Source organism: Cupriavidus sp. GW822-FHT02D05 (genome assembly GCF_058802485.1).
In genome coordinates this window covers 334,122-354,007 of the sequence record NZ_JBXAOE010000002.1, presented here as the reverse complement: position 1 = coordinate 354,007, position 19,886 = coordinate 334,122, and the positions used below count along the sequence as shown (strand labels likewise).

Sequence of the window (19,886 nt, the reverse complement as noted above, 5' to 3'; positions counted from 1 at the left end):
GCGGAAGGGTGCAGGAAGGGTGGCAGGAACCGAGCCGGCCGGGCGTTTACAAAAAAAATACGCGGCCATCCGTCTCTTTACAGCATCTTTGCGGGATCCGAACTTATATGGAATCGAGATGACCAGCGCGATACGCGCCGGTAGCGAAACGATCGAGGATCGAGACAACGCAAGGGGTTCGACATGCTGAGAGTTCTGGTACCCGTCAACGGCTCCGTGCACGCGCTGGATGCGGTGCGTCATGCCGCCTTCATGTTCCGGGACCGCTGTGTGTCCGAGGTGGTTCTGCTCAATGTCCAGCCGCCGCTGGAATTTGGCCGCGCCTCGGCCTTTCATTCGCTGGACTCGTTGCGCAAGCTGGAGGAGGCCAGCGGCGAGGCTGCGCTGCGCGATGCACGCAGCATCCTGGACGACGCCGGGGCCAGCTATGTCGCGCAGATCAAGGTGGGCGATGTGGCGCAGACCATCGCGCAGGCCGCAGCGGCGAACGACTGCGATGCCATCGTGATGGGCACGGCCGGGCGCACGGCTGTTGGCGCGCTGCTGGCGGGCAGGCTGACCAACAAGCTGATACGCATGTCGCGCGTGCCAGTGACGCTGGTCAAATAGGCCGCGCCATCACGCTACTTTCATTGGCAGCAGCACCATCTGCTTGCCTTGCAGGTGTAGCCGCTCCTGCAACTCACCGGGTGTCTGGTTATGCAGCCAAGCTGTCAGGAAACTGACGTGCTGGAAGATCAGCTTGCTGGCAAAGCAGACGCTGTTCGGGTACTCGGCCGTCACCGCATCGACCAGCTTCATGAACTCAAGCACCGGGTTCGTGCCGAATGCCGCGCGCGAATCGGCCGCCAGGCCGTGGCGCTGGCAATTGGCGACGTAATAACGCAGTGACTCACCAATCGTCTGTTGAAGGCGATGCAGCGTTTCCTGGCCCTCGTAGCTTTGCGCATCGACCTCTCCCACGGCCAGGAAGAGCATGTTCTTGAAGTGTCCGGGAAATAATCGCTCGACCCAGAGCAGCGCATGCATGCTGGCGCCGCGGTGCTTGCCCACCAGGACGATCGCCGTGGGCAGGCTGCGGTCGAGGGGCCGCACGCGGCTCGCATCGAACAGGGGTGGGCTGCCGGCGAAGAGAGCATCCGCCCGGGCCAGCTCGGCGCGGGTTGTCGTGTAATGCCGCTTGATGAAGACGCACAGCGCAACCACCAGGCCCGTTACCAGCACGGTTAGCCAGCCGCCAGCGGTGAATTTCTCCACCAGCGTGATCATCAGGACCGTGGCGGTGACCGACAAGCCCAGCAGGGACAGGCCGAAGCGCACGATCCAGCGCGGCTCGCCGCGATGGCGCCACCAGTAGATGCACAGGCCAAGCAAGGAGAGGCTGAAGGTCAGGAAGACATTGATGCTGTACAGCACCACCAGTACCGCGACCTGGCCGTGCGTCCACAACAGGATCAGCAAGCTGGCCAGGCCCATGACGATGACGCCGTTCTGCCGCACCAGCCGGGCGGAGAGATCGCGGAAATGCCGCGGCACCCAGTAGTCCGCCGCCATGTTCGACAGCACCGCCGGGCCGTCCAGGAAGCCGGTCTGCGCGCCCACCAGCAGCAGCCCGGCCTCGGAGGCCAGCAGCGCCGCGAGCAGCGCATGGCGGGACCATGCCGAGCCGAAGCCTAGATGGTCGATGATGCGGTCGAAGACCACGGCGTTCAGCGTCTTGCCTTCCACCGGCGCCGCGTTCCACAGCATGTACAGCAGGATGATGCCGCCCGCCGTGAAGGCCAGCGACGTCGCCATGTAGAACATCGTCCACTTGCCGTTCGGCACCCGCGGCTCGGCCAGCATGTTCACGTTGTTCGAGACCGCCTCCAGCCCGGTGTAGGTACCGCCACCCAGCGAGAACGCGCGCATCAGCAGCGCCGCCACCACGATCGGACCCATCGCTTGCGACATGCCGGAGGCCTCGCCGATGGCGTTGGGCACGACCGCGCCGAGATGGTCGCCGTGCGCGGCAACGCCATAGACGATCAGCCCGAGATGCAGTACCACGAAGGCCAGGAAGATGGGCATCAGCACCAGGATCGATTCCTTCATGCCGCGGAAATTGAGCCCGGTCATCATGATCACGATTACCAGTTCGGTGGCCAGCTTGAAGGCTTGGGCCTCTACCGGCAGCAGGCTGAAGAACGCGTCGACGCCACTGGCCAGCGACGTCGCGACGGTCAGCACGTAATCGACCAGCAACGCCGCGCCCGACACCAGTCCGGGACGCGGTCCCAGCAAGGCCGTGGCCACGCGGTAGCCGCCGCCGCCGGTGGGGAACAGCTCGATGACCTGGTTGTAGCCGACCGCGATGATGAATACCGTGCTGGCGGTGGCCAGGGCAAGGAAGAGCGCCAGCGGCGTATGGGTGCCAAGCGCCAGGAAAGCCTCTTCGGGTCCATAGCACGAAGAGGAAAGTCCGTCGGCGCCTAATCCCACCCAGGCTAGCACCGGCACCACGGCGATCGCGTGGCGGGTTTCCGGGGCGAGCGGGTCGAGCGGTTTGCCGGCCAGGTGCCTCCACCACTTCGACAGTGCCGTCATGTTCGCCACCCTGGACGCGATTGCGGCGCAGCGCACGAAAGCGCGGCGCCGGAAATTGCAGCCGGCGGCGCCGCTGCCCGCGCGCCAGCACCGGGAGCTTGGCACTCCCATGGAAGTAATGTAGGCGGCGAGTGGGCAGATTCGCAAGAACGGGCTCAACACCGTGCTACGACACCGGCTCTCGCGGCAGCGCGTCAATTACCTGTGCCAGCCGCGCGATCAGCCCGTCGAAGGCGCCGGCCGGCACGCCGGCGTAGCCGAACACGAAGCCGTTGTACTGCGCCAGCGGCGTGCCGGCCAAGCGGTAGGTGCTCAGCGGCTGCACGATCAGTCCCTGCGCGCGCGCCGCGCGGGTGACCACGGTGTCGGCAAGCGGCAGTTCCAGGCGCGCGGACAGGTGCATGCCGCCGGCGCTGGCCGATACCGTCACGCTACCGCGCAGGTGGCGCGCCAGCGCCGCCTCCAGGGCGTCGCGGCGCTGCCCGTAGCGCTGGCGCATGCGGCGCAGGTGGCGGGCGAACTGGCCGCTGTCGATAAATTCCGCCAGCGCGATCTGCTCGGCCACGTGGCCGCGCCGGGAGATTTCGCCAAGCGTGCCGGCAATGGTCGCGGCCAGGTAGCGCGGCACCACCATGAAGCCCAGGCGCAGCGCCGGGAACATGGTCTTGCTGAACGTGCCCAGGTAGATCACCGGCGCGTCCTCACTCAGCCCCTGCACGGCCGAGAGCGGCACGCCGCCGCGGCGGAACTCGCTGTCGTAGTCGTCCTCGACAACCCAGGCACCGGCGGCGCGGGCATCTTCGATGAGCTTGAGGCGCCGTTCCAGGCTGAGAATGGAGCCTAGTGGATATTGATGGGATGGCGTGATGTAGATCAGCCGGGGCGGGGCGTCGCGCCACTGCTCCGGGCGGGGCGCCAGGCCGTCTGCGTCCACCGCCACGGGCTCGAGCACGAGGCCGGCCGACTGGAAGGCGGCCCGCGCGCCGCCGTAGCCGGGATTCTCGATCCAGGCCGTGTCGCCGGCATCGGCCAGGATGCGCGCGCACAGGTCCAGACTGGTCTGCGTGCCGTCGGTGATGAAGACCTGGTCCATGTCGCAGCGCACCCCGCGCGAGACCTTCAGGTACTCGGCGATGGCGTGGCGCAGCGCGGGCTGCCCCTCGACCTTGCCGTAGCCAAGATGGCGCGGGCCGAGCTGGCGCCAGGCGCGTTCGATGCAGCGCCGCCACGCGGCCAGCGGAAAGCCATCCAGGTCGGGCACGCCGGGCACGAACGGCAACAGGTCGTGCATACCGTCGGCATCGCGCTGCAGCCCGCGCACGCGGCGCGACAACTCGGCGACGCGCTTGACCGCCTCCGTGCTGTGGCCGGCCTGCGCCAGGCCCACGCGCGCCACCGTGGTGCCGTGCCGCGTCGGCACCACGAAGCCTTCCGCCGCCAGGCTCTCGTAGGCGTAGATCACCGAGTTGCGTGCCATGCCGAGCTCCGCTGCCAGCGTGCGCGTGGCGATCAGCTGGCTGCCCTGGGCGATTCGCCCGTCGAGGATGGCGCCGCGCAAGCACTCGTACAAGAGCCGCTGCTGGGTGAGCTTGCGGCCATCGAGCTGGCGCGTGAAGGTCGAGACCAGCAGGCCGTAGTCCATGTCGTCGCTTCCGTGGTTTCTGTGGTTTCCGTGGTTCTAAAAACCGTGCATTGGATGGGTCTAGTCATGGTGCCACGAAATCCCTATCTTGGCGGCATCGCCGTAACGCAACGAGATTGCCGCCGGCACCCACAACCCCAGGACAAGGAGCCACCATGAGCCAGAAACCCATGCCGCCGAGCGAACGTACCCGCGTGCGGCGCGTCGCCGATCGCGGCCACTATGATCGCGCGACACTGCATGCGATCCTCGACGATGCCTACCTGTGCCACCTGGCCTTCACCGACGATCACGGCACCCACTGCATTCCCACCGCGTGCTGGCGTGAGGGCGAGCACCTCTACATCCATGGCTCCAATGGCAGCCGCATGCTGAAGCTGGCCGCGGCAGGCAGCCAGGTCTGCGTAACCGTGACGCACCTCGACGGCCTGGTGATGGCGCGCTCCGCATTTCATCATTCGATGAACTACCGCTCGGCGGTGATCTACGGCAGTTTTGAAGTGGTGGCTGGCGCAGCGAAGGCGGCGGCGATGGATGCCTTCCTGGAGCGCATTGCGGTGGGGCGTTCGGGCGAAGCAAGGCCAGGAGATGCCAATGAGCTGGCGGCGACCACGGTGTTGCGCATCGGGCTGGAGGAAGCCGCCACCAAGATCCGCAGCGGCGGGCCCAAGGATGACGAGGCCGATATGGCGCTGCCGGTATGGGCGGGCGTGCTGCCGCTGCGCCTCCAGGGGCAGCGGCCGGCGCCGGATGGCATGCAGCCCAGCGTGCCGGACTATGTGCGAAGCTGGGGGCAGGGTGTTTGTACCGAGGCGATGGCAGGGGCGGTCGGCGAGACGATGCCGGGCAGGGCGGTCGCGGTGGATGCTTGAGGCGGCAGCGCGCCATGGCCATCCCAGCAGCGCTTTCACGTCGTGACGCCATCGCGCTGCTGGCCCTGGTGCCGGGTGAACCGCCTGTGCGGCCGCTGCCGGGCGCGATGGCGATGATCGTGGGCGGCGTGGCGCTCGGCATATGGCATCCTGCCGGGGCGCCGCCGCGTCCGTCACGCTGAGCGCGGCCAGGCGGCCGCGCTGCGTCGTTGCCGGGGTCCTTAGCGGGCCGGCTTGGCGTTGTCCACCGAGAACGGCGACAGCAGGCGAACCATCTGCGCAAACGCCTTGGGGTTGCCGGCCAGCACTTCGCCTTGTTCGAGCTGGCGCGCTTCGCCGGCGTAGTTGCCCACCAGGCCACCGGCCTCGGTCACCAGCAGCATGCCGGCGGCCATGTCCCACGGGTGCAGGCCTTGCTCGAAGAAACCATCGGTGCGGCCGCAGGCCACGTAGGCCAGATCGAGCGCCGCGGCACCCGGGCGGCGCAGGCCGGCGCAGCTTTGCGTCATCAGCGCGAACAGTTCCATGTACTGGTCCAGGCCTTCCATGTCGCGGTAGGGGAAGCCGGTGCCGATCAGGCAGTCGGCCAGCTTGTCGCGGCGCGACACGCGGATGCGGCGGTTGTTCAGGAACGCGCCGGCGCCCTTGCTGGCTGTGAAGAGTTCGTCACGCGACGGGTCGTAGACGACGGCTTGTGCCGGCACGCCCTTGTGCAGCTGGGCGATCGAGACCGCGTACTGGGGAAAGCCGTGGATGAAGTTGGTGGTGCCGTCGAGCGGGTCGATGACCCAGACGTATTCGCTGGTGGGTTCTTCGCCCTCGGCCCAGGACTGGCCGGACTCTTCCGCTAGAATGGCGTGATCCGGATAGGCCGTGCGGATGATCTCGACGATCGCGGCCTCGGCGGCGCGGTCGACTTCGGTGACGAAATCGTTGTGCTGCTTGCGCGATACCTGAACCCGGTCGATGTCCATCGACGCGCGGTTGATGACGGAACCTGCCTTGCGGGCTGCCTTGACGGCAATATTTAGCATCGGATGCATGAATCTCTCCAGGCCGGCCAAAGGTGCGCGGCCTGGCGCAAAAGGCCGGCGCGCTGCCCTTTGGGGCGGCTGACAACACAACGGATTGTAGAAGAACGGGCGCGTCGCTACCGCATAAAACGGGCGGCGCACCGAAGATGAAGCCTGAATTGTATATGAACCCGCAGAACCAGACGAGCGCCGACGCCAACGGCGCCCCAGCCGCAGCCCCCGCCACCCAGGCCGGCCAGGACCTTGATCCGCCATCTGGCGCGCCTTGCCAGGCAGTTTCCACTATCGCTCCGGAGGCTGCAGCCGATGCGGCCCTGATGGCCCCCGCCGCGTTTGCCGCAGTGCGTTTCGTGCTGGTCGAGACCAGCCATCCCGGCAATGTCGGCGCCGTCGCGCGGGCCATGAAGACCATGGGCTTCGGCACCGTGCCGGGCAGCTTGGTGCTGGTTTCGCCACGTGAGCCGGCGGTGCGCGAGCATCCGGATGCCATCGCCATGGCCAGCGGCGCCGACGACGTACTGGCAGGCTCGGTGATCGTCGACAACATCGAGGCCGCGCTGGCCGGTACCGCCTACGCAGTGGCGCTCACCGCGCGCCAGCGCGAGTTCGGGCCGCCTCGTTTGCTGCCGCGCGACGCGGTGGCGCAGGCCGGCGCCCGCATTGCCGCCCTGCAAGCCACCCTGCAAGGCGCGCAAGCCGCCGGCGCCCACATTGCCTTCGTGTTCGGCAATGAGCGCTTCGGCCTGCCCAACGAGGTGGTCGACCGCTGCTCGGCAGTCACCCACATTCCCGCCAATCCCGCCTACACCTCGCTCAATCTTGCCCAGGCCGTGCAACTGGTGGCCTACGAGATGCGCCTGGCACTGCTGGAGGTGAGGGCGACGCCGCTCGCCGAGATCGGCTATGCTGGCGAACCGGCCACGGCCGAGCAGATCGAGGCCATGTTCGGCCACCTGCAGTCTGGGCTGGAAGCCATCGGCTTCCTTGATCCGGCCAGCCCGAAGAAGCTGATGCCACGCTTGCGCCGGCTGCTCGCGCGCAGCGGGCTGGAGCGCGAGGAGGTCAATATCCTGCGGGGCATTGCCAAGCACATGCTGGCAGCCACGCAAGGCCAAGGCGCACGGGCGCCAACCAAACAGGAGAAGTGAGCAGGTGGAGATTCCGGCCTACTACATGCGTGGCGGCACCAGCAAAGGGGTCTTCTTCCTGGCTGACGACTTGCCCACCGATCCGGGTGACCGCGATGCCGTGCTGCTGCGCGTGATCGGCTCGCCCGATCCGCATGGCCGGCAGAGCGATGGCATGGGTGGCGCCACCGCCAGCACCAGCCATGTCGTGCTGGTGGGCCCCTCGCAGCGTCCCGATTGCGATGTGGACTGCCTGTTCGGCGCGGTGGCCATCGGCGAGCCGCGGATCGACTGGGCCGGCAATGGCGGCGAGCTGCTGGCGGCGGCAGCGCCGTTCGCGATCTGGCGCGGTTTCGTGCCGGCGCGCGATAGCATCACCACGGTGCGCATCTGGCTGCTGAACGTGAGCCAGGCCGTCGTTGCCCGCGTGCCTTGCCGCAATGGCCATCCGCTCGAGGATGGCGATTTTGCCGAGGACGGCTTGCCGTTCGCGGCGGCCAGGATCGTGCTTGACTACCTCGCGCCGGCCAGTGGGTCGTTGCCCCCCACCAGCGCGCGCCGCCTGATGACCGGCCTGGTGCACGTGCCCGAGCGATGTTGATGGCAGGCGCTGCCCGTCCCGCCGATCCGGCATGTCCAACATGTTCCGCGGGGCGGCCGGCGTCATTGCAGCCAATGTCCATGGCGGCAGCAGGGCAGCAAATCTCTTACACTCCCTGATCCCGTTTTCACCGGCCAATGACCATGCCGGCGATCGCGCCAGCCCTGGCCCAGGGCGCGCGGCGCACGGCGTGGCAACACGACACGACCAAGATGTTCACTCGCCTGAAGGAAGATATCGACGCCATCATGCGGCGCGACCCCGCCGCACGCAGCCGTCTGGAGGTACTGACCTGCTATCCCGGCTTTCACGCCGTGGTGTTCCATCGCTTCGCGCACGCCTGCTGGAATGCGGGGTTTCACTGGCTGGGCCGCTGGATCTCGCACTGGGCTCGCTTTTTCACCGGTATCGAGATCCACCCTGGCGCCAAGGTGGGGCGGCGCGTGTTCATTGACCACGGCATGGGCGTGGTGGTGGGCGAGACCGCCGAGATCGGCGACGACTGCACCATCTACCAGGGCGTGACCCTGGGCGGGACCTCGCTCTACAAGGGGGTGAAGCGTCACCCCACGCTAGGTGCGAACGTGGTGGTGAGCGCCGGGGCCAAGGTGCTCGGCGGCTACACCATCGGCGACGGCGCGCGCATCGGCTCCAACGCCGTGGTGCTCAAGCCGGTGCCGCCGGGCGCCACCGCGGTCGGCATCCCGGCGCGCATCATCCTGCCGGACGCACCCAGCGGGCAGCAGGGCGCCAAGCAGGAGTTCTCGGCCTATGGCATCACGCCGAACGCGGACGACCCGGTCTCGCTGGCGCTCAAGAGCCTGATCGACAACGCGGCGCAGCAGCACGAGCGGCTGGAGACCGTGATGGCCGCGCTGGATCGGCTCGGCGAGCATCTCGAGAACACGCCGAACGACCGCTTCGATGCGAGCGAGCTGCGCAAGCTGATGAAGTAGTTTGATGCAGAAGGTCGATGAAGCGTAGAGGGGGATTCGGCGTCAGCTTACTTGCGGCAGCACGTTGAATCCGCCCGCGTCGAGTTGCAGCACGGCGGCGCGCGGCCGCTTGCCGTCGAGGTCCCAGTCGGTCAGCACCCAGCGCACGCCTTCCGGGCTTTCGTGCCGGGCGGGGCGGTGCGTATGGCCATGCACCAGGGCCGGCGCCTGGCTGGCGCGCAATAGCGCGGCCACGGCTTGCGGCGTGGTGTCGCCGTAGTCTGGCGGTGCGTCGCGGCGGGCCTGCGTGCGGCCCGCTTCGCTATCGGCGCGCAGGCGGCGCGCCACGCGCAGCCGCAGCGCCAACGGCAGCGACAGGAATACCCGCTGTACCCAGCGCTTGCGGGTCCAGTGGCGAAACCGCATATAGCGCTCATCGTCGGTGCACAGCATGTCACCGTGGCTGAGCACCACGCGCTGGCCGGCGCAGTCGATCACGGTGGGGTCGGGCAGCAAGGTGGCGCCCGCGGCGCGCGCAAAGCGCTGCCCCAGCAGGAAGTCGCGGTTGCCGTGCATCAGGTAGACCTGGACGCCGCGTCCGGCAAGCTGGCGCAACCTGGCGGCCACCTGCGCCGCGAAGGGGCTGTCGGTTTCTTCGTCGCCAACCCAGAATTCGAAAAAATCACCCAGGATGAACAGGGCGCGCGCCTCTTGCGCCGCGCGTTCGAGCACGTGCTCGAAGGCGGCCAGCGTGCGCGGCATGCCGGGGGTGAGATGCAGGTCGGAAATGAACCACGCCGGCGCTGGCACCGCGAGGGCACCGGCGGCCGGCGTGGATGGGGTCACAGTCATGCGGTTGGAAAGAGATGCTGGCCTGACTTCATGGTGCGACCCCGCGGGGCTCGGTGGAACGTGTCCCGGTGATGGCCCGTGGCTTATTCGACCACTACGGCCTTTTCGATGACCACGTCCTCGAGCGGCACGTCCTGGTGGAAGCCAGCGCTGCCGGTACGCACGCCCTTGATCTTCTCGACCACGTCGGTGCCGTCGGTCACCTTGCCGAACACGGCGTAGCCGAAGCCTTGCGGGGTCGGCGAGGTGAAGTTCAGGAAGTCATTGTCGACCGCGTTGATGAAGAACTGCGCGGTGGCCGAGTGCGGTGCGTTGGTACGCGCCATGGCAACCGTGTAGCGATCGTTCTTCAGGCCGTTGCCGGCTTCGTTCTCGATCGGGGCATCGGTGCCCTTTTGCTTCATGCCGGGTTCGAAGCCGCCGCCCTGGATCATGAAATTCTTGATCACGCGGTGAAAAATGGTGTTGTCGTAGTGACCCTTGCGCACATACGACAGGAAGTTCTCAACCGACTTCGGTGCCTTTTCGGCGTCGAGTTCGATGGTGATGACACCCTGGTTGGTGTGGAGCTCTACCTTGGACATTTGCGTTCCTTTGTTCGGTGTTTGTTCGGCGGTTATTTGACGACAGTAGCCGACTCGATCACGATCGGCGTGGCCGGCACATTACGCATCGGGCCATACGAGGTGGTGGGCGCGTTCTTCATCTTGTCGACGGTATCCATGCCTTCCACCACCTTGCCGAACACGGCATAGCCGTTACCGTCCGGCGACGGATAGTCGAGACTGGAATTATCCACCACATTGATGAAGAACTGGGCGGTGGCGGAGTTCGGATCGCTGGTGCGCGCCATGGCCACCGTGCCGGCCTTGTTCTTCAGCCCGTTCTGGGCTTCCAGCGGGATCGCCGCGCGCGTGGGCTTTTGCTTCATGTCGCGGTCGAAGCCGCCGCCTTGCACCATGAAGCCATTGATCACGCGGTGGAAGATGGTACCGCTATAGAAGCCGCTCTTCACGTACTCCATGAAGTTCGCGACAGTCTTGGGCGCGGCGTCCGGATAGACCTCGAGCGTGAACTTGCCGGCGCTGGTGACGAACTGCACCCGTTCGGTTTTCGTCTGCTGTGCCTGTGCGGCCAGCGGCGAGAGCGCCATCGCGGCGGCGGCGATGCCGGCAAGGACTAGGCGACGCGAAAAGATCATGCTTGACTCCGTGGATCGGGGAAACGATAGGGCCGGGCAGGGTAGCGGTCCGGCCCGTTGGGCAAGGTAATTAAGGCTTGGGCGCCGTGGCTGGCTCGCTGGCGGCCGTGCCTGGCTTTCGGGTGCCGTCGGCCGGCGGCTGGATGGCCGCGACAGGCTGCAGTTGCTTCAGGCCGGCAGCGGCGCCCGCATCCTTGGGATTGCGCCGCAGCGCGTTGCGGTAGGCATTCTCGGCCAGGCGGCGGTAGACGTCGCCAAGGTTGGCATAGCCCACGGCGAAATCAGGTTTGACATCGATCGCGATCAGCAATTCCGCTTCGGCGCGCTTCAAGTCCCCGCGCTTGGCGTACAGCAGCGCCAGGTTGTTGTGCGGCTCGGGCAACTCAGGGAAGTCCTGGGCCATGGATTGCAACGCCGCGATGGCCTCGTCCTCGCGCCCGGCCTGGGCCAGGGCCCATGCCCGCTCGAAGCGGGCCTGGGCATTGCGCGGGTTGGTGGCCAGCACGCGGTCGAAGCGGTCGATGGCCTCGCCATATTTCTTCTGCGCTGCCGCCTTCTCGGCGTCCGCCATGCCAGGGTCGGCCGAGCGCACGCCGCCTGGCGTCGTGGCCGGCACCGCGAGCGATAGCGGACCGTTCTGCGCTCGCGCAGGCCCCGCTATGGCAAGCAGGCCTGCCAGGATCGCCGCCAGGGCGAATGAGGCGGCCGCAATGCGTTGGCGCGCGGGCTGGGATGACACGGTTGCTATGGTGGGCAGGAACAGGCTCATGTATGGGCGGTCCGTTATACTCCGCGGCATTCTAGCAAAGCGCGGCCATGCCGGCCCGGGTATCGGCGCGCCGGCCTGCGCTGGCCCGGCCCGAGCCGGCTTGTCCGTGGTGCGGTGCAAGGCGGGCGACGACCTGCCGCGCTCGGGCGCTTCCGGTAAGATATGGGTCGCGCCAGGCTTTGCGTTGGCGCCAAGTTGCCGGTCTCGCGAATGGCGCGACAATGGCGCCAATCCCTCATCCATTCACCTCGTTTCATGCATCCTCTGAATATCTACAACACGCTCGCGCGTGAAAAGCAGCCTTTCGTGCCAATCGAACCCGGCCGTGTACGCATGTATGTCTGCGGCATGACGGTGTACGACTATTGCCACGTCGGCCATGCGCGCGTGATGGTGGTATTCGACATGGTGCAGCGCTGGCTGCGCACCGCCGGCTACGACGTGACGTATGTACAGAACATCACCGACATCGATGACAAGATCATTCGCCGCGCCGCGGAGAATGGCGAGACCATCGGCGCGCTGACTGACCGCTTCATCCGCTACATGCACGAAGACGCCGACGCACTCGGCATCCAGCGCCCGGACCATGAGCCGCGCGCCACCGACTACGTGCCGCAGATGCTCGACATCATCAGCAAGCTCGAAGCCCGCGGCCTGGCCTACCACGCCAGCGATGGCGACGTGAACTACGCCGTGCGCAAGTTTCCCAACTACGGCCGCCTGTCGGGCAAGTCGCTGGAGGACCTGCGCGCCGGCGAGCGCGTGGCCACCAACGAAGCCAAGCACGATCCGCTCGACTTCGTCCTGTGGAAGTCCGCCAAGGAAAGCGAGCCCGCCGAAAGCAAGTGGGATTCCAGGTGGGGCTCGGGCCGCCCGGGCTGGCATATCGAGTGCTCGGCGATGAGCTGCGCCTTGCTGGGCGAGCATTTCGACATCCACGGCGGCGGCGCCGACCTGCAGTTCCCGCACCACGAGAACGAGATCGCACAGTCCGAGGGCGCCAGCGGCAAGACGTTCGTCAACCTGTGGATGCACAACGGCTTCGTGCGCATCAATGACGAGAAGATGTCGAAGTCGCTCGGCAACTTCTTCACCATCCGCGACGTGCTGAAAGAGTATGACGCCGAGGTGGTGCGCTTCTTCATCCTGCGCGCGCACTACCGCAGCCCGCTGCACTACAGCAACGTCCACCTGGAAGACGCCCGTCACTCGCTGACGCGTCTGTACACGGCGCTCAAGGACGTGCAGCCCGATGTCCTGCCGCTGGACTGGGAAGAGGCGCATGCGCGGCGCTTTATCGACGCAATGGGCGATGACTTCAATACGCCGATCGCCATGGCCGTGCTGTTCGACCTGGCCAGTGAAGTCAATCGCACCGGCTCCAGCGCGATGGCGCGCCAGCTCAAGGGCCTGGCCGCCACGCTGGGCCTGCTCGGGCGCGACGCCCATGCGTTCCTGCAAGGCGGCAAGCCGGCCGATGGCCTGGAGCCGGAGCAGATCGAGGGGCTGATCGCGGCGCGCAAGCAGGCCAAGGCCGAGCGCAATTTTGCCGAAGCCGACCGCATCCGTGCCGAGCTGCTGGCGGGCGGCGTGGTTCTCGAGGACAAGCCCGGCGGTGCTACCGAGTGGAGGCGCGCTTGAACGCTGCCGTGCGCAAGACGGCGACGCCCGCGGCGCCGTCCAAGACTGCTGCGACCACCAAGGCCAAGCCCGCGGCCAAGCCGCCGGCGCCCGCGAAGCTGCCTGCAAAGCCGCCAAAGCCGCAGAAGGCAAGCCCGGCGGCGAACGTTGCCAGGCCTGTGAAAGCGCCCGCCAAGGCTGCCGGCAAGTCATCTGGCCCGGTGCTCAAGGCGGACGGCAAGCCCGCCCTCAAGATCGGCGCGCGCGCGGCCAAGGCGCCCGTGCTGCCGGAAGCCGAGGCGCTGCCCCTGCCGGTCGAAACGGTGGTGGATGCCGTGCGTCCGGCTTATTGGGACGAGGCCTGCGCCGACCTGATGAAGCGCGACCGCATCCTGCGCAAGATGATCCCCACCTACGGCCCCGCGCACCTGATCTCGCGCGGCGACCCGTTCATCACGCTGGCTCGCTCCGTGGTGGGCCAGCAGATCTCGGTGAAGGCCGCGCAGACAGTGTGGGAGCGGCTGGTGGCGGTTTGTCCCAAGCTCACGCCGGCGCAGATGCTCAAGGCGGGGCACGACAACCTGGCCGCCTGCGGCCTGTCGCGCCGCAAGGCGGAATACATCGTCGACCTTGCCGAGCATTTCAAGGCAGGGCGCGTGCATGTGAATAGCTGGACCGAGATGGATGACGAAGCCGTCATCGCGGAGCTGACGCAGATCCGCGGCATTGGCCGCTGGACCGCCGAAATGTTCCTGATGTTCAACCTGATGCGGCCCAATGTGCTGCCGCTCGATGACGTCGGCCTGATCAACGCCATCTCGGCAAATTATTTCAGTGGAGAGCCCGTCACGCGCAGCGAGGCGCGCGAGGTGGCGGCCAACTGGGAGCCCTGGCGCACCGTCGCCACCTGGTACATGTGGCGCAGTCTTGATCCCCTGCCTGTGACGTATTAGGCTGGAAGGCAGCAAAATTTGCATGGAAGTGCGCGAGACTGCATCCGCAGACTTGCGGTTTAGTGGGCGAATTCCGGTAGAATGCGCTCCTTCACAGACAGGTACGCGAGTCTCATGAAAACCACCTTCCTAGATTTTGAGCAGCCGATTGCCGAACTCGAGGCAAAGATCGAAGAACTGCGATTTGTGCAGGACGATTCGGCTGTCGATATCTCCGAAGAGATTTCGCGGCTGGCCGGCAAGAGCCAGCAGCTTACCAAGGACATCTACGCCAACCTGACCCCATGGCAGGTGGCACAGATCGCCCGGCATCCGCAACGTCCGTACACGCTGGACTATGTGCGGGAGATCTTCACCGACTTCCACGAACTGCACGGCGACCGCAGCTTTGCCGACGATCTGTCGATCGTGGGCGGCCTGGCCCGCTTCAACGGGCAGGCGTGCATGGTGATCGGTCACCAGAAGGGACGCGACACCAAAGAGCGCGCGATGCGCAACTTTGGCATGCCCAAGCCCGAGGGCTACCGCAAGGCCAAGCGCCTGATGGAGTTGGCCGACAAGTTCGGCCTGCCGATCTTCACCTTCGTTGACACGCCGGGTGCATTCCCCGGCATCGACGCGGAAGAGCGCGGCCAGTCCGAAGCCATCGGTCACAATCTCTACGTGATGGCCGGCCTCAAGGTGCCGCTGATCGCCACCATCATCGGCGAAGGCGGCTCCGGCGGCGCGCTGGCGATTGCCGTGGGTGATGTGGTGCAGATGCTGCAATTTGCCACCTACGCCGTGATCTCGCCGGAAGGCTGCGCTTCCATCCTGTGGAAGACCGCCGAGAAGGCGCCGGAAGCTGCCGAAGCCCTCGGCCTGACCGCGCACCGCCTCAAGGCGCTCAGCCTGATCGACAAGATCGTCAGCGAGCCGCTGGGCGGCGCGCACCGCGACGTCAAGGGCATGGCCGCCATGCTCAAGCGTTCGCTGGCGGATTCGCTGCGCCAGTTCCAGGGCATGAGCGTGAAGGAGCTGCAAGCGCGTCGCAACGAGCGTCTGCTGGCCTATGGCAAGTTCAAGGAAACCGGCGCACCGGGCTGACCCGTCCGCCGGCTTGACCGACAAGGTCGCACAGGCGCTTCAGGCCGGTGCGGCCTTTGTTGTTTCTGGCGACGGCGCACGGGCAGGCACGGTAGCGGTGGCACTCTCCGGCGGACGCGATTCGGTCGCGCTGCTGCACGCGCTGCGTGCAGCGGTGGTGGCGTCGTCGCTGCCGCTGCGCGTGGTGGCGCTGCATGTGCATCATGGCCTGCAGGCCGAGGCGGACCAGTGGGACGTGTTCTGCGCGACGCTGTGCGCCGACTGGCAACTGCCGTTCTACAGCCAGCGTGTCTCGGTCAGCCAGTGGCAGGGCGAAGGGCTGGAGGCGGCGGCGCGCCGCGCGCGCTACGCTGCGCTCGAAGCCATGTGTGACGAGGCCGGGGCGGAGTTGCTGCTGTTTGCCCATCACCTGGACGACCAGGTCGAGACGGTGCTGCTGCGCCTGTTCCGTGGCGCCGGGCTGGCCGGGCTTGGCGGCATGCCGCGCCTGCGCCGGCTCGGGGCAAGGCAGCAGATCGTCTTGCTGCGCCCGTGGCTCGAGGTCGGCCGCGACGACATCGATGCGTACTGCGCCGTGAATGCGCTCCCCTGGATCGACGACCCTTCCAATGACGATTCCCGATTCGCCCGCAACGCGCTGAGGCAGCATATGCCCGCGCTGGCCGCGGCGTTTCCCGCGTTGCGCGCCAATGTGGCGCAAGCCGCCGCACACCTGGCGCAGGCCAGCGAATTGCTCGACGCGCTGGCTACGCAATGGATGGCGGGGCTGGTGCGCACGCCGCGCGATGCCAGCACGCTGGCTGAACTCGATCTTGCCGGGCTGCGCGCGCTGCCGCCGGCCGAGGCCGACGCTGTGCTGCGGTTGTGGCTGCGCGAGCTTGGTACGCAGGCCCCGTCCACCGCGCGGCTGTCCGCCATGCGCGCGCAACTGATCGAGCATGAAGGCGGCGAGCCTGCCATCCAGCACGAGACCCTGATGTTGCATCGCTTCAGGGGCCGTGTGCTGGCCCGCCGCGCGGGGCCAGCCATCGAGTCTGAAGACCTGGCGCTGCACTGGCAGGGCGAGGCAGGCCTGGCCGTGCCTGCGTGGCAGGGTGAGCTGCGCTTTACGCGCGACGATACCTTCGGCCTGCCGGAAGCAGCGCTGCGCCGGCCCCTGCGCCTCGCCGCGCGCCAAGGCGGCGAGCGCATCGTGCTGCGTCCGGGCGGGCCCGCGCGCGCGCTCAAGCAGGCTTACCAGGAGGCTGGCGTGCCGATGGCGCGGCGCGCGCGGCTGCCGCTGTTGTGGTCGGGCGATCAGCTCGTGTTCGCGGCTGGCCTGGGCATGCACCGGCGCTGGCCGGATGCACCGGCCGCGCCGCGCTGGCGTGTCGAATGGGTCGAGTGGGTCGAGCCGGTTGCATCGCCCGGACAGGGCGCAGCCATCGGATAAGCCTCGGCAGGCTGCTTTCCGCCCGCAATATTCCTCGCGCGCCACTTGCCGTGGCCGTCGTCCGAGCCGCCCACACCTTGCCTTGGGGCTCCCCTTCGTGTATTTTCAAGGGTTTGCACAATCGCTGGTGTCGACAAACAGATGGCTCTCATCGTTCACAAATACGGTGGCACTTCGATGGGTTCTCCGGAACGCATCAAGAATGTCGCCAAGCGCGTTGCCAAATGGCATCGTGCAGGTCACCGCGTAGTCGTGGTGCCTTCGGCCATGTCAGGCGAGACCAATCGCTTGCTTGGCCTCGCCAAGGAAATTTCGGCGCAGCCGAGCCCGCGCGAGCTGGATATGCTGGCCGCCACCGGCGAGCAAGCCAGTTCCGCGTTGCTCGCGATTGCGCTGCAAAGCGAGGGCGTCGACGCGATCAGCTACACCGGCTGGCAAGTGCCGGTGAAGACCGACTCGTCCCATACCAAGGCCCGCATCGAGTCCATCGATGACGAGCGCATCCTGGCCGATCTCGACGCCGGGCGCGTGGTGGTGGTCACGGGCTTCCAGGGCATCGACGACAACGGCAACATCACCACGCTTGGCCGCGGTGGTTCCGATACCTCGGCCGTGGCGATCGCCGCCGCCATCGAGGCTGAGGAATGCCTGATCTACACCGACGTGGACGGGGTCTACACCACCGATCCGCGCGTGGTCGAAGACGCTCGCCGCCTGGACCAGATCACCTTCGAGGAAATGCTGGAAATGGCCAGCCTGGGCTCCAAGGTGCTGCAGATCCGGTCGGTGGAATTCGCCGGCAAGTACCGCGTGAAGACCCGCGTGCTGTCGTCGCTCACCGACCCCCTGATGCCCCTCGAGCAAGAAATGCACTCGGGCACGCTGATCACTTTTGAGGAAAATTCTGAAATGGAAGCAGCCGTCATCTCCGGCATCGCCTTTGCCCGTGACGAGGCGAAGATCACCGTCCTGGGCGTGCCCGACAAGCCCGGCATCGCATACCAGATCCTGGGCCCGGTAGCCGACGCCAACATCGACGTCGACATGATCATCCAGAACCAGTCCGTCGACGGCAAGACCGACTTCACCTTCACCGTGCCGCGCGGCGAATACCAGCGCGCGCTTGCCATCCTCAACGATGGCGTGAAGGCACATATCGGCGCCGCCAGCGTATCGGGCGACCCGAAGGTGTCGAAGGTCTCGGTAGTCGGCGTGGGCATGCGCTCGCACGTCGGCATCGCCAGCAAGATGTTCCGCACGCTGTCCGAAGAAGGCATCAACATCCAGATGATCTCCACCTCGGAAATCAAGATCTCGGTGCTGATCGACGAGAAGTACATGGAGCTCGCCGTGCGCGCGCTGCATAAGGTGTTCGAGCTGGATCAGGCGTGATCCATGCAAGGCAGGCCGCGCGCGGCCTGCGCTTCTAACGGGCTGTGCAAGTTTTTTCAATTAGTCATCGAATCACCGTTGACCAATTGAAATCTGACCGATAGAATACGCGCTTCGTTGTGTGGCCTCCCTCACACAACGGCAGATTTGGGAGACGTGGCCGAGAGGTCGAAGGCACTCCCCTGCTAAGGGAGCATCCGGGCCAAAACCTGGATCGAGGGTTCGAATCCCTCCGTCTCCGCCACTACATCGTATTGGCGGCGGAACCCCGGAAGATTGCGGTCTTCCGGGGTTTTGTTTTTTGTGCTCCCCGTTTCACTGCTCCCCCTTTCACTGCTGCTCCCGCGTGTGTACCTGACACAGACTGACCGGGAGCGAGCATGTACCTCACCCTCCGAGACGGCATCTACTACCTGCGCAAGCGCGCGCCGATGGACCGCATGGCGTCTATGGCAAGCGAGAGATCTTGCGCAGCCTTAGCGTCAAGGAGCGGGCCATCTACCGTGCATGAATCGATCGCACTGGTCCCGGCACGCTGAGCCGCGCTGCCGTGCCGGTCAGTCAGGCTGCATCACGCCCATGATGCGCCGGCCGAGCGAGATGCCCCACTGGGCCAGGCGTTTGTCATCGGCCCACTGGCTTCGATCCCACACCACGAGTGCGTCGTCGATACGCTCCCCGCCGGCCTGCAGTGCGCGCGCCAGGGCCACGGCATTGGCTGCCGCCTTGCCCGCGCCCGCGCCGGTATGTGGGCGCGCCACGAAGGCGGCATCGCCTAGCAGCACCGCGCGGCCAAAGCGCATGCGCGGTGCTGCGTAATCCTGGATCAGCTGCAGGAAGGGATCGGGGGTCGATGCGACCAGTGCCGCGAACACGGGCGCGAGGCTGTCCGCCGCAGCAAGCCGCAGCGCCTGGGCATCGGCATCCTTGACCGCGCCCGGGGGCAGCGAATGCGTGTGCTGGTGGCCATGGCGGTCCAGCAGCACGGCCGCCAGCGGTTCTCCCGCGGGCAGCGCGCGGTACCAGACCCAGTTCAGGCGCCGTTCGTTGCGCCGGGCCGATCCGTCCTCGCCGGGGATGAGGTAGGTCAGCATCTGGTGTCCCGGCTCGTCCTGGAAGGCGAAGGCATCGACCAGCAGCGACCTGGCCTGCTCGCCCAGCGCTGCCTCGGGCAGCACGCCGCGCCAGGCGACATAGCCGGCATAGGCGGGCGCATCGCCGGGCAGCAGTTGCTGCCGCACCGTGGACAGCGGTCCGTCGGCGCCGACCAGCAGATCCGCGTGCTCGGTGCGGCCCGAGGCAAAGCGGGCCGTCACACGATCGGCCTCGCGGTCCAGCGTGACCAGTTCCTCGCCCGCATGGATCATGCGCGGATCAAGCGCGCCTTTCATCAGCGCATAGAGTCCGTTCCAGGCGATTTGCGTCTGCGGCATGTCGATGCGGCGAACCACACCCTCGCGGTCCAGGAAGATGCGGTCCTTCGACGGCACGCCGAACTCTGGCGGGTGCGCGACTCCGGCGAAGGCCAGCGCGTCGAGCACGCCGGGCTGCAGCACGAGCCCGCCGCCGCGGCTGTCGAGCTGCTGCGGCGAGCGCTCGAAGACATCGACATCCCAGCCGATGGCGCGCAGGCAGATGGCGGTAAAGAGCCCGCCGAGCGAGCCGCCGATCACGATGGCGCGGTGAGGTCTGGACGTGGGCATGGTGGGCATGGTGGGCATGATGGTCATGGCGTTGAGGTTCAGGGGCCGGGCGCCGGTCAGCGCCCGGGGTCATGGCAC

The 19,886-nt window shown here is 66.8% G+C and carries 20 protein-coding genes and 1 tRNA gene; 13 read left to right on the top strand and 8 right to left on the bottom strand.

All coding sequences use genetic code 11. The annotated features are described in order from the left end of the window. Positions 1–183 precede the first annotated feature (183 nt). On the top strand, positions 184–609 hold the full coding sequence (locus tag AC1RQK_RS04050; RefSeq protein WP_492372658.1) for a universal stress protein: 426 nt from the start codon (positions 184–186) through the stop codon (positions 607–609). 9 nt (positions 610–618) lie between these two features. On the opposite strand, the gene AC1RQK_RS04045 is transcribed toward AC1RQK_RS04050, so the two are convergent. Beyond that, complete coding sequence (locus AC1RQK_RS04045) at positions 619–2,586, bottom strand: APC family permease (RefSeq protein WP_492807755.1); 1,968 nt, start codon at positions 2,584–2,586, stop codon at positions 619–621. Between AC1RQK_RS04045 and AC1RQK_RS04040 the strand changes: the two genes are divergently transcribed. Then, on the top strand, positions 2,585–2,710 hold the full coding sequence (locus AC1RQK_RS04040) for a hypothetical protein (protein WP_492372656.1): 126 nt from the start codon (positions 2,585–2,587) through the stop codon (positions 2,708–2,710). The genes AC1RQK_RS04045 and AC1RQK_RS04040 overlap by 2 nt on opposite strands. A gap of 42 nt (positions 2,711–2,752) precedes the next feature. Here the strand turns inward: AC1RQK_RS04040 and pdxR are convergent, their stop codons facing one another. Then, positions 2,753–4,228, bottom strand: a complete 1,476-nt coding sequence (gene pdxR / locus AC1RQK_RS04035; protein ID WP_492372655.1) for a MocR-like pyridoxine biosynthesis transcription factor PdxR — start codon at positions 4,226–4,228, stop codon at positions 2,753–2,755. Between the two features lie 155 nt (positions 4,229–4,383). On the opposite strand from pdxR, the gene AC1RQK_RS04030 reads away from it, so the two are divergent. Both AC1RQK_RS04030 and AC1RQK_RS04025 read left to right on the top strand, forming a co-directional pair. Beyond that, positions 4,384–5,100, top strand: a complete 717-nt coding sequence (locus tag AC1RQK_RS04030) for a pyridoxamine 5'-phosphate oxidase family protein (RefSeq protein WP_492807752.1) — start codon at positions 4,384–4,386, stop codon at positions 5,098–5,100. Positions 5,101–5,114: 14 nt separating this feature from the next. Continuing rightward, positions 5,115–5,282 (top strand): hypothetical protein, encoded by a 168-nt coding sequence (locus AC1RQK_RS04025; RefSeq protein WP_492372653.1) that lies wholly within the window; start codon positions 5,115–5,117, stop codon positions 5,280–5,282. Positions 5,283–5,321: 39 nt separating this feature from the next. Here the strand turns inward: AC1RQK_RS04025 and AC1RQK_RS04020 are convergent, their stop codons facing one another. Continuing rightward, positions 5,322–6,143, bottom strand: a complete 822-nt coding sequence (locus tag AC1RQK_RS04020; protein ID WP_150983880.1) for an inositol monophosphatase family protein — start codon at positions 6,141–6,143, stop codon at positions 5,322–5,324. A 137-nt stretch (positions 6,144–6,280) separates the two neighbouring features. Here AC1RQK_RS04020 and AC1RQK_RS04015 point away from each other — a divergent pair, with 137 nt between their 5' ends. The 3 genes from AC1RQK_RS04015 to cysE all read left to right on the top strand — a co-directional run bounded on the left by AC1RQK_RS04015 (position 6,281) and on the right by cysE (position 8,818). Next, complete coding sequence (locus tag AC1RQK_RS04015; RefSeq protein ID WP_492372652.1) at positions 6,281–7,282, top strand: RNA methyltransferase; 1,002 nt, start codon at positions 6,281–6,283, stop codon at positions 7,280–7,282. A gap of 4 nt (positions 7,283–7,286) precedes the next feature. Beyond that, positions 7,287–7,862: a PrpF domain-containing protein gene (locus AC1RQK_RS04010; protein ID WP_492372651.1), complete on the top strand. Its 576-nt coding sequence runs from the start codon at positions 7,287–7,289 to the stop codon at positions 7,860–7,862. 212 nt (positions 7,863–8,074) lie between these two features. After that, complete coding sequence (gene cysE, locus AC1RQK_RS04005; protein ID WP_006163142.1) at positions 8,075–8,818, top strand: serine O-acetyltransferase; 744 nt, start codon at positions 8,075–8,077, stop codon at positions 8,816–8,818. 42 nt (positions 8,819–8,860) lie between these two features. On the opposite strand, the gene AC1RQK_RS04000 is transcribed toward cysE, so the two are convergent. The 4 genes from AC1RQK_RS04000 to AC1RQK_RS03985 all read right to left on the bottom strand — a co-directional run bounded on the left by AC1RQK_RS04000 (position 8,861) and on the right by AC1RQK_RS03985 (position 11,619). Continuing rightward, the gene (locus AC1RQK_RS04000) at positions 8,861–9,649 is read right to left on the bottom strand and encodes a UDP-2,3-diacylglucosamine diphosphatase (protein ID WP_492372650.1); all 789 of its coding nucleotides are present in this window, start codon (positions 9,647–9,649) and stop codon (positions 8,861–8,863) included. 83 nt (positions 9,650–9,732) lie between these two features. Then, a complete protein-coding gene (locus AC1RQK_RS03995) occupies positions 9,733–10,233 on the bottom strand; it encodes a peptidylprolyl isomerase (RefSeq protein WP_150983882.1) in 501 nt (166 codons plus the stop codon). A gap of 32 nt (positions 10,234–10,265) precedes the next feature. After that, positions 10,266–10,850, bottom strand: a complete 585-nt coding sequence (locus AC1RQK_RS03990) for a peptidylprolyl isomerase (RefSeq protein WP_006163145.1) — start codon at positions 10,848–10,850, stop codon at positions 10,266–10,268. A 70-nt stretch (positions 10,851–10,920) separates the two neighbouring features. Then, positions 10,921–11,619 carry a tetratricopeptide repeat protein gene (locus AC1RQK_RS03985; protein ID WP_492372648.1) on the bottom strand — a complete coding sequence of 233 codons (699 nt, stop codon included), beginning with the start codon at positions 11,617–11,619 and terminating at the stop codon, positions 10,921–10,923. A gap of 255 nt (positions 11,620–11,874) precedes the next feature. On the opposite strand from AC1RQK_RS03985, the gene cysS reads away from it, so the two are divergent. The 6 genes from cysS to AC1RQK_RS03955 all read left to right on the top strand — a co-directional run bounded on the left by cysS (position 11,875) and on the right by AC1RQK_RS03955 (position 18,349). Beyond that, positions 11,875–13,263, top strand: a complete 1,389-nt coding sequence (gene cysS / locus AC1RQK_RS03980; RefSeq protein ID WP_492807749.1) for a cysteine--tRNA ligase — start codon at positions 11,875–11,877, stop codon at positions 13,261–13,263. Beyond that, positions 13,248–14,195 carry a DNA-3-methyladenine glycosylase family protein gene (locus AC1RQK_RS03975; RefSeq protein WP_492807748.1) on the top strand — a complete coding sequence of 316 codons (948 nt, stop codon included), beginning with the start codon at positions 13,248–13,250 and terminating at the stop codon, positions 14,193–14,195. Before cysS ends, AC1RQK_RS03975 begins: the two co-directional genes overlap by 16 nt. Before the next feature lie 114 nt (positions 14,196–14,309). Beyond that, the gene (locus AC1RQK_RS03970; RefSeq protein ID WP_253932783.1) at positions 14,310–15,281 is read left to right on the top strand and encodes an acetyl-CoA carboxylase carboxyltransferase subunit alpha; all 972 of its coding nucleotides are present in this window, start codon (positions 14,310–14,312) and stop codon (positions 15,279–15,281) included. After that, entirely contained in the window at positions 15,247–16,713 is a 1,467-nt protein-coding gene (gene tilS, locus AC1RQK_RS03965) for a tRNA lysidine(34) synthetase TilS (protein ID WP_492807747.1), read from the top strand. Before AC1RQK_RS03970 ends, tilS begins: the two co-directional genes overlap by 35 nt. A 141-nt stretch (positions 16,714–16,854) precedes the next feature. Then, complete coding sequence (locus AC1RQK_RS03960; protein ID WP_174422792.1) at positions 16,855–18,105, top strand: aspartate kinase; 1,251 nt, start codon at positions 16,855–16,857, stop codon at positions 18,103–18,105. 150 nt (positions 18,106–18,255) lie between these two features. Further along, positions 18,256–18,349, top strand: a tRNA-Ser gene (locus tag AC1RQK_RS03955). A gap of 313 nt (positions 18,350–18,662) precedes the next feature. Here the strand turns inward: AC1RQK_RS03955 and AC1RQK_RS03950 are convergent. Continuing rightward, positions 18,663–19,826, bottom strand: coding sequence for an FAD binding domain-containing protein (locus tag AC1RQK_RS03950; protein ID WP_492807864.1), 1,164 nt, complete (start codon positions 19,824–19,826; stop codon positions 18,663–18,665). Positions 19,827–19,886: the final 60 nt, after the last annotated feature.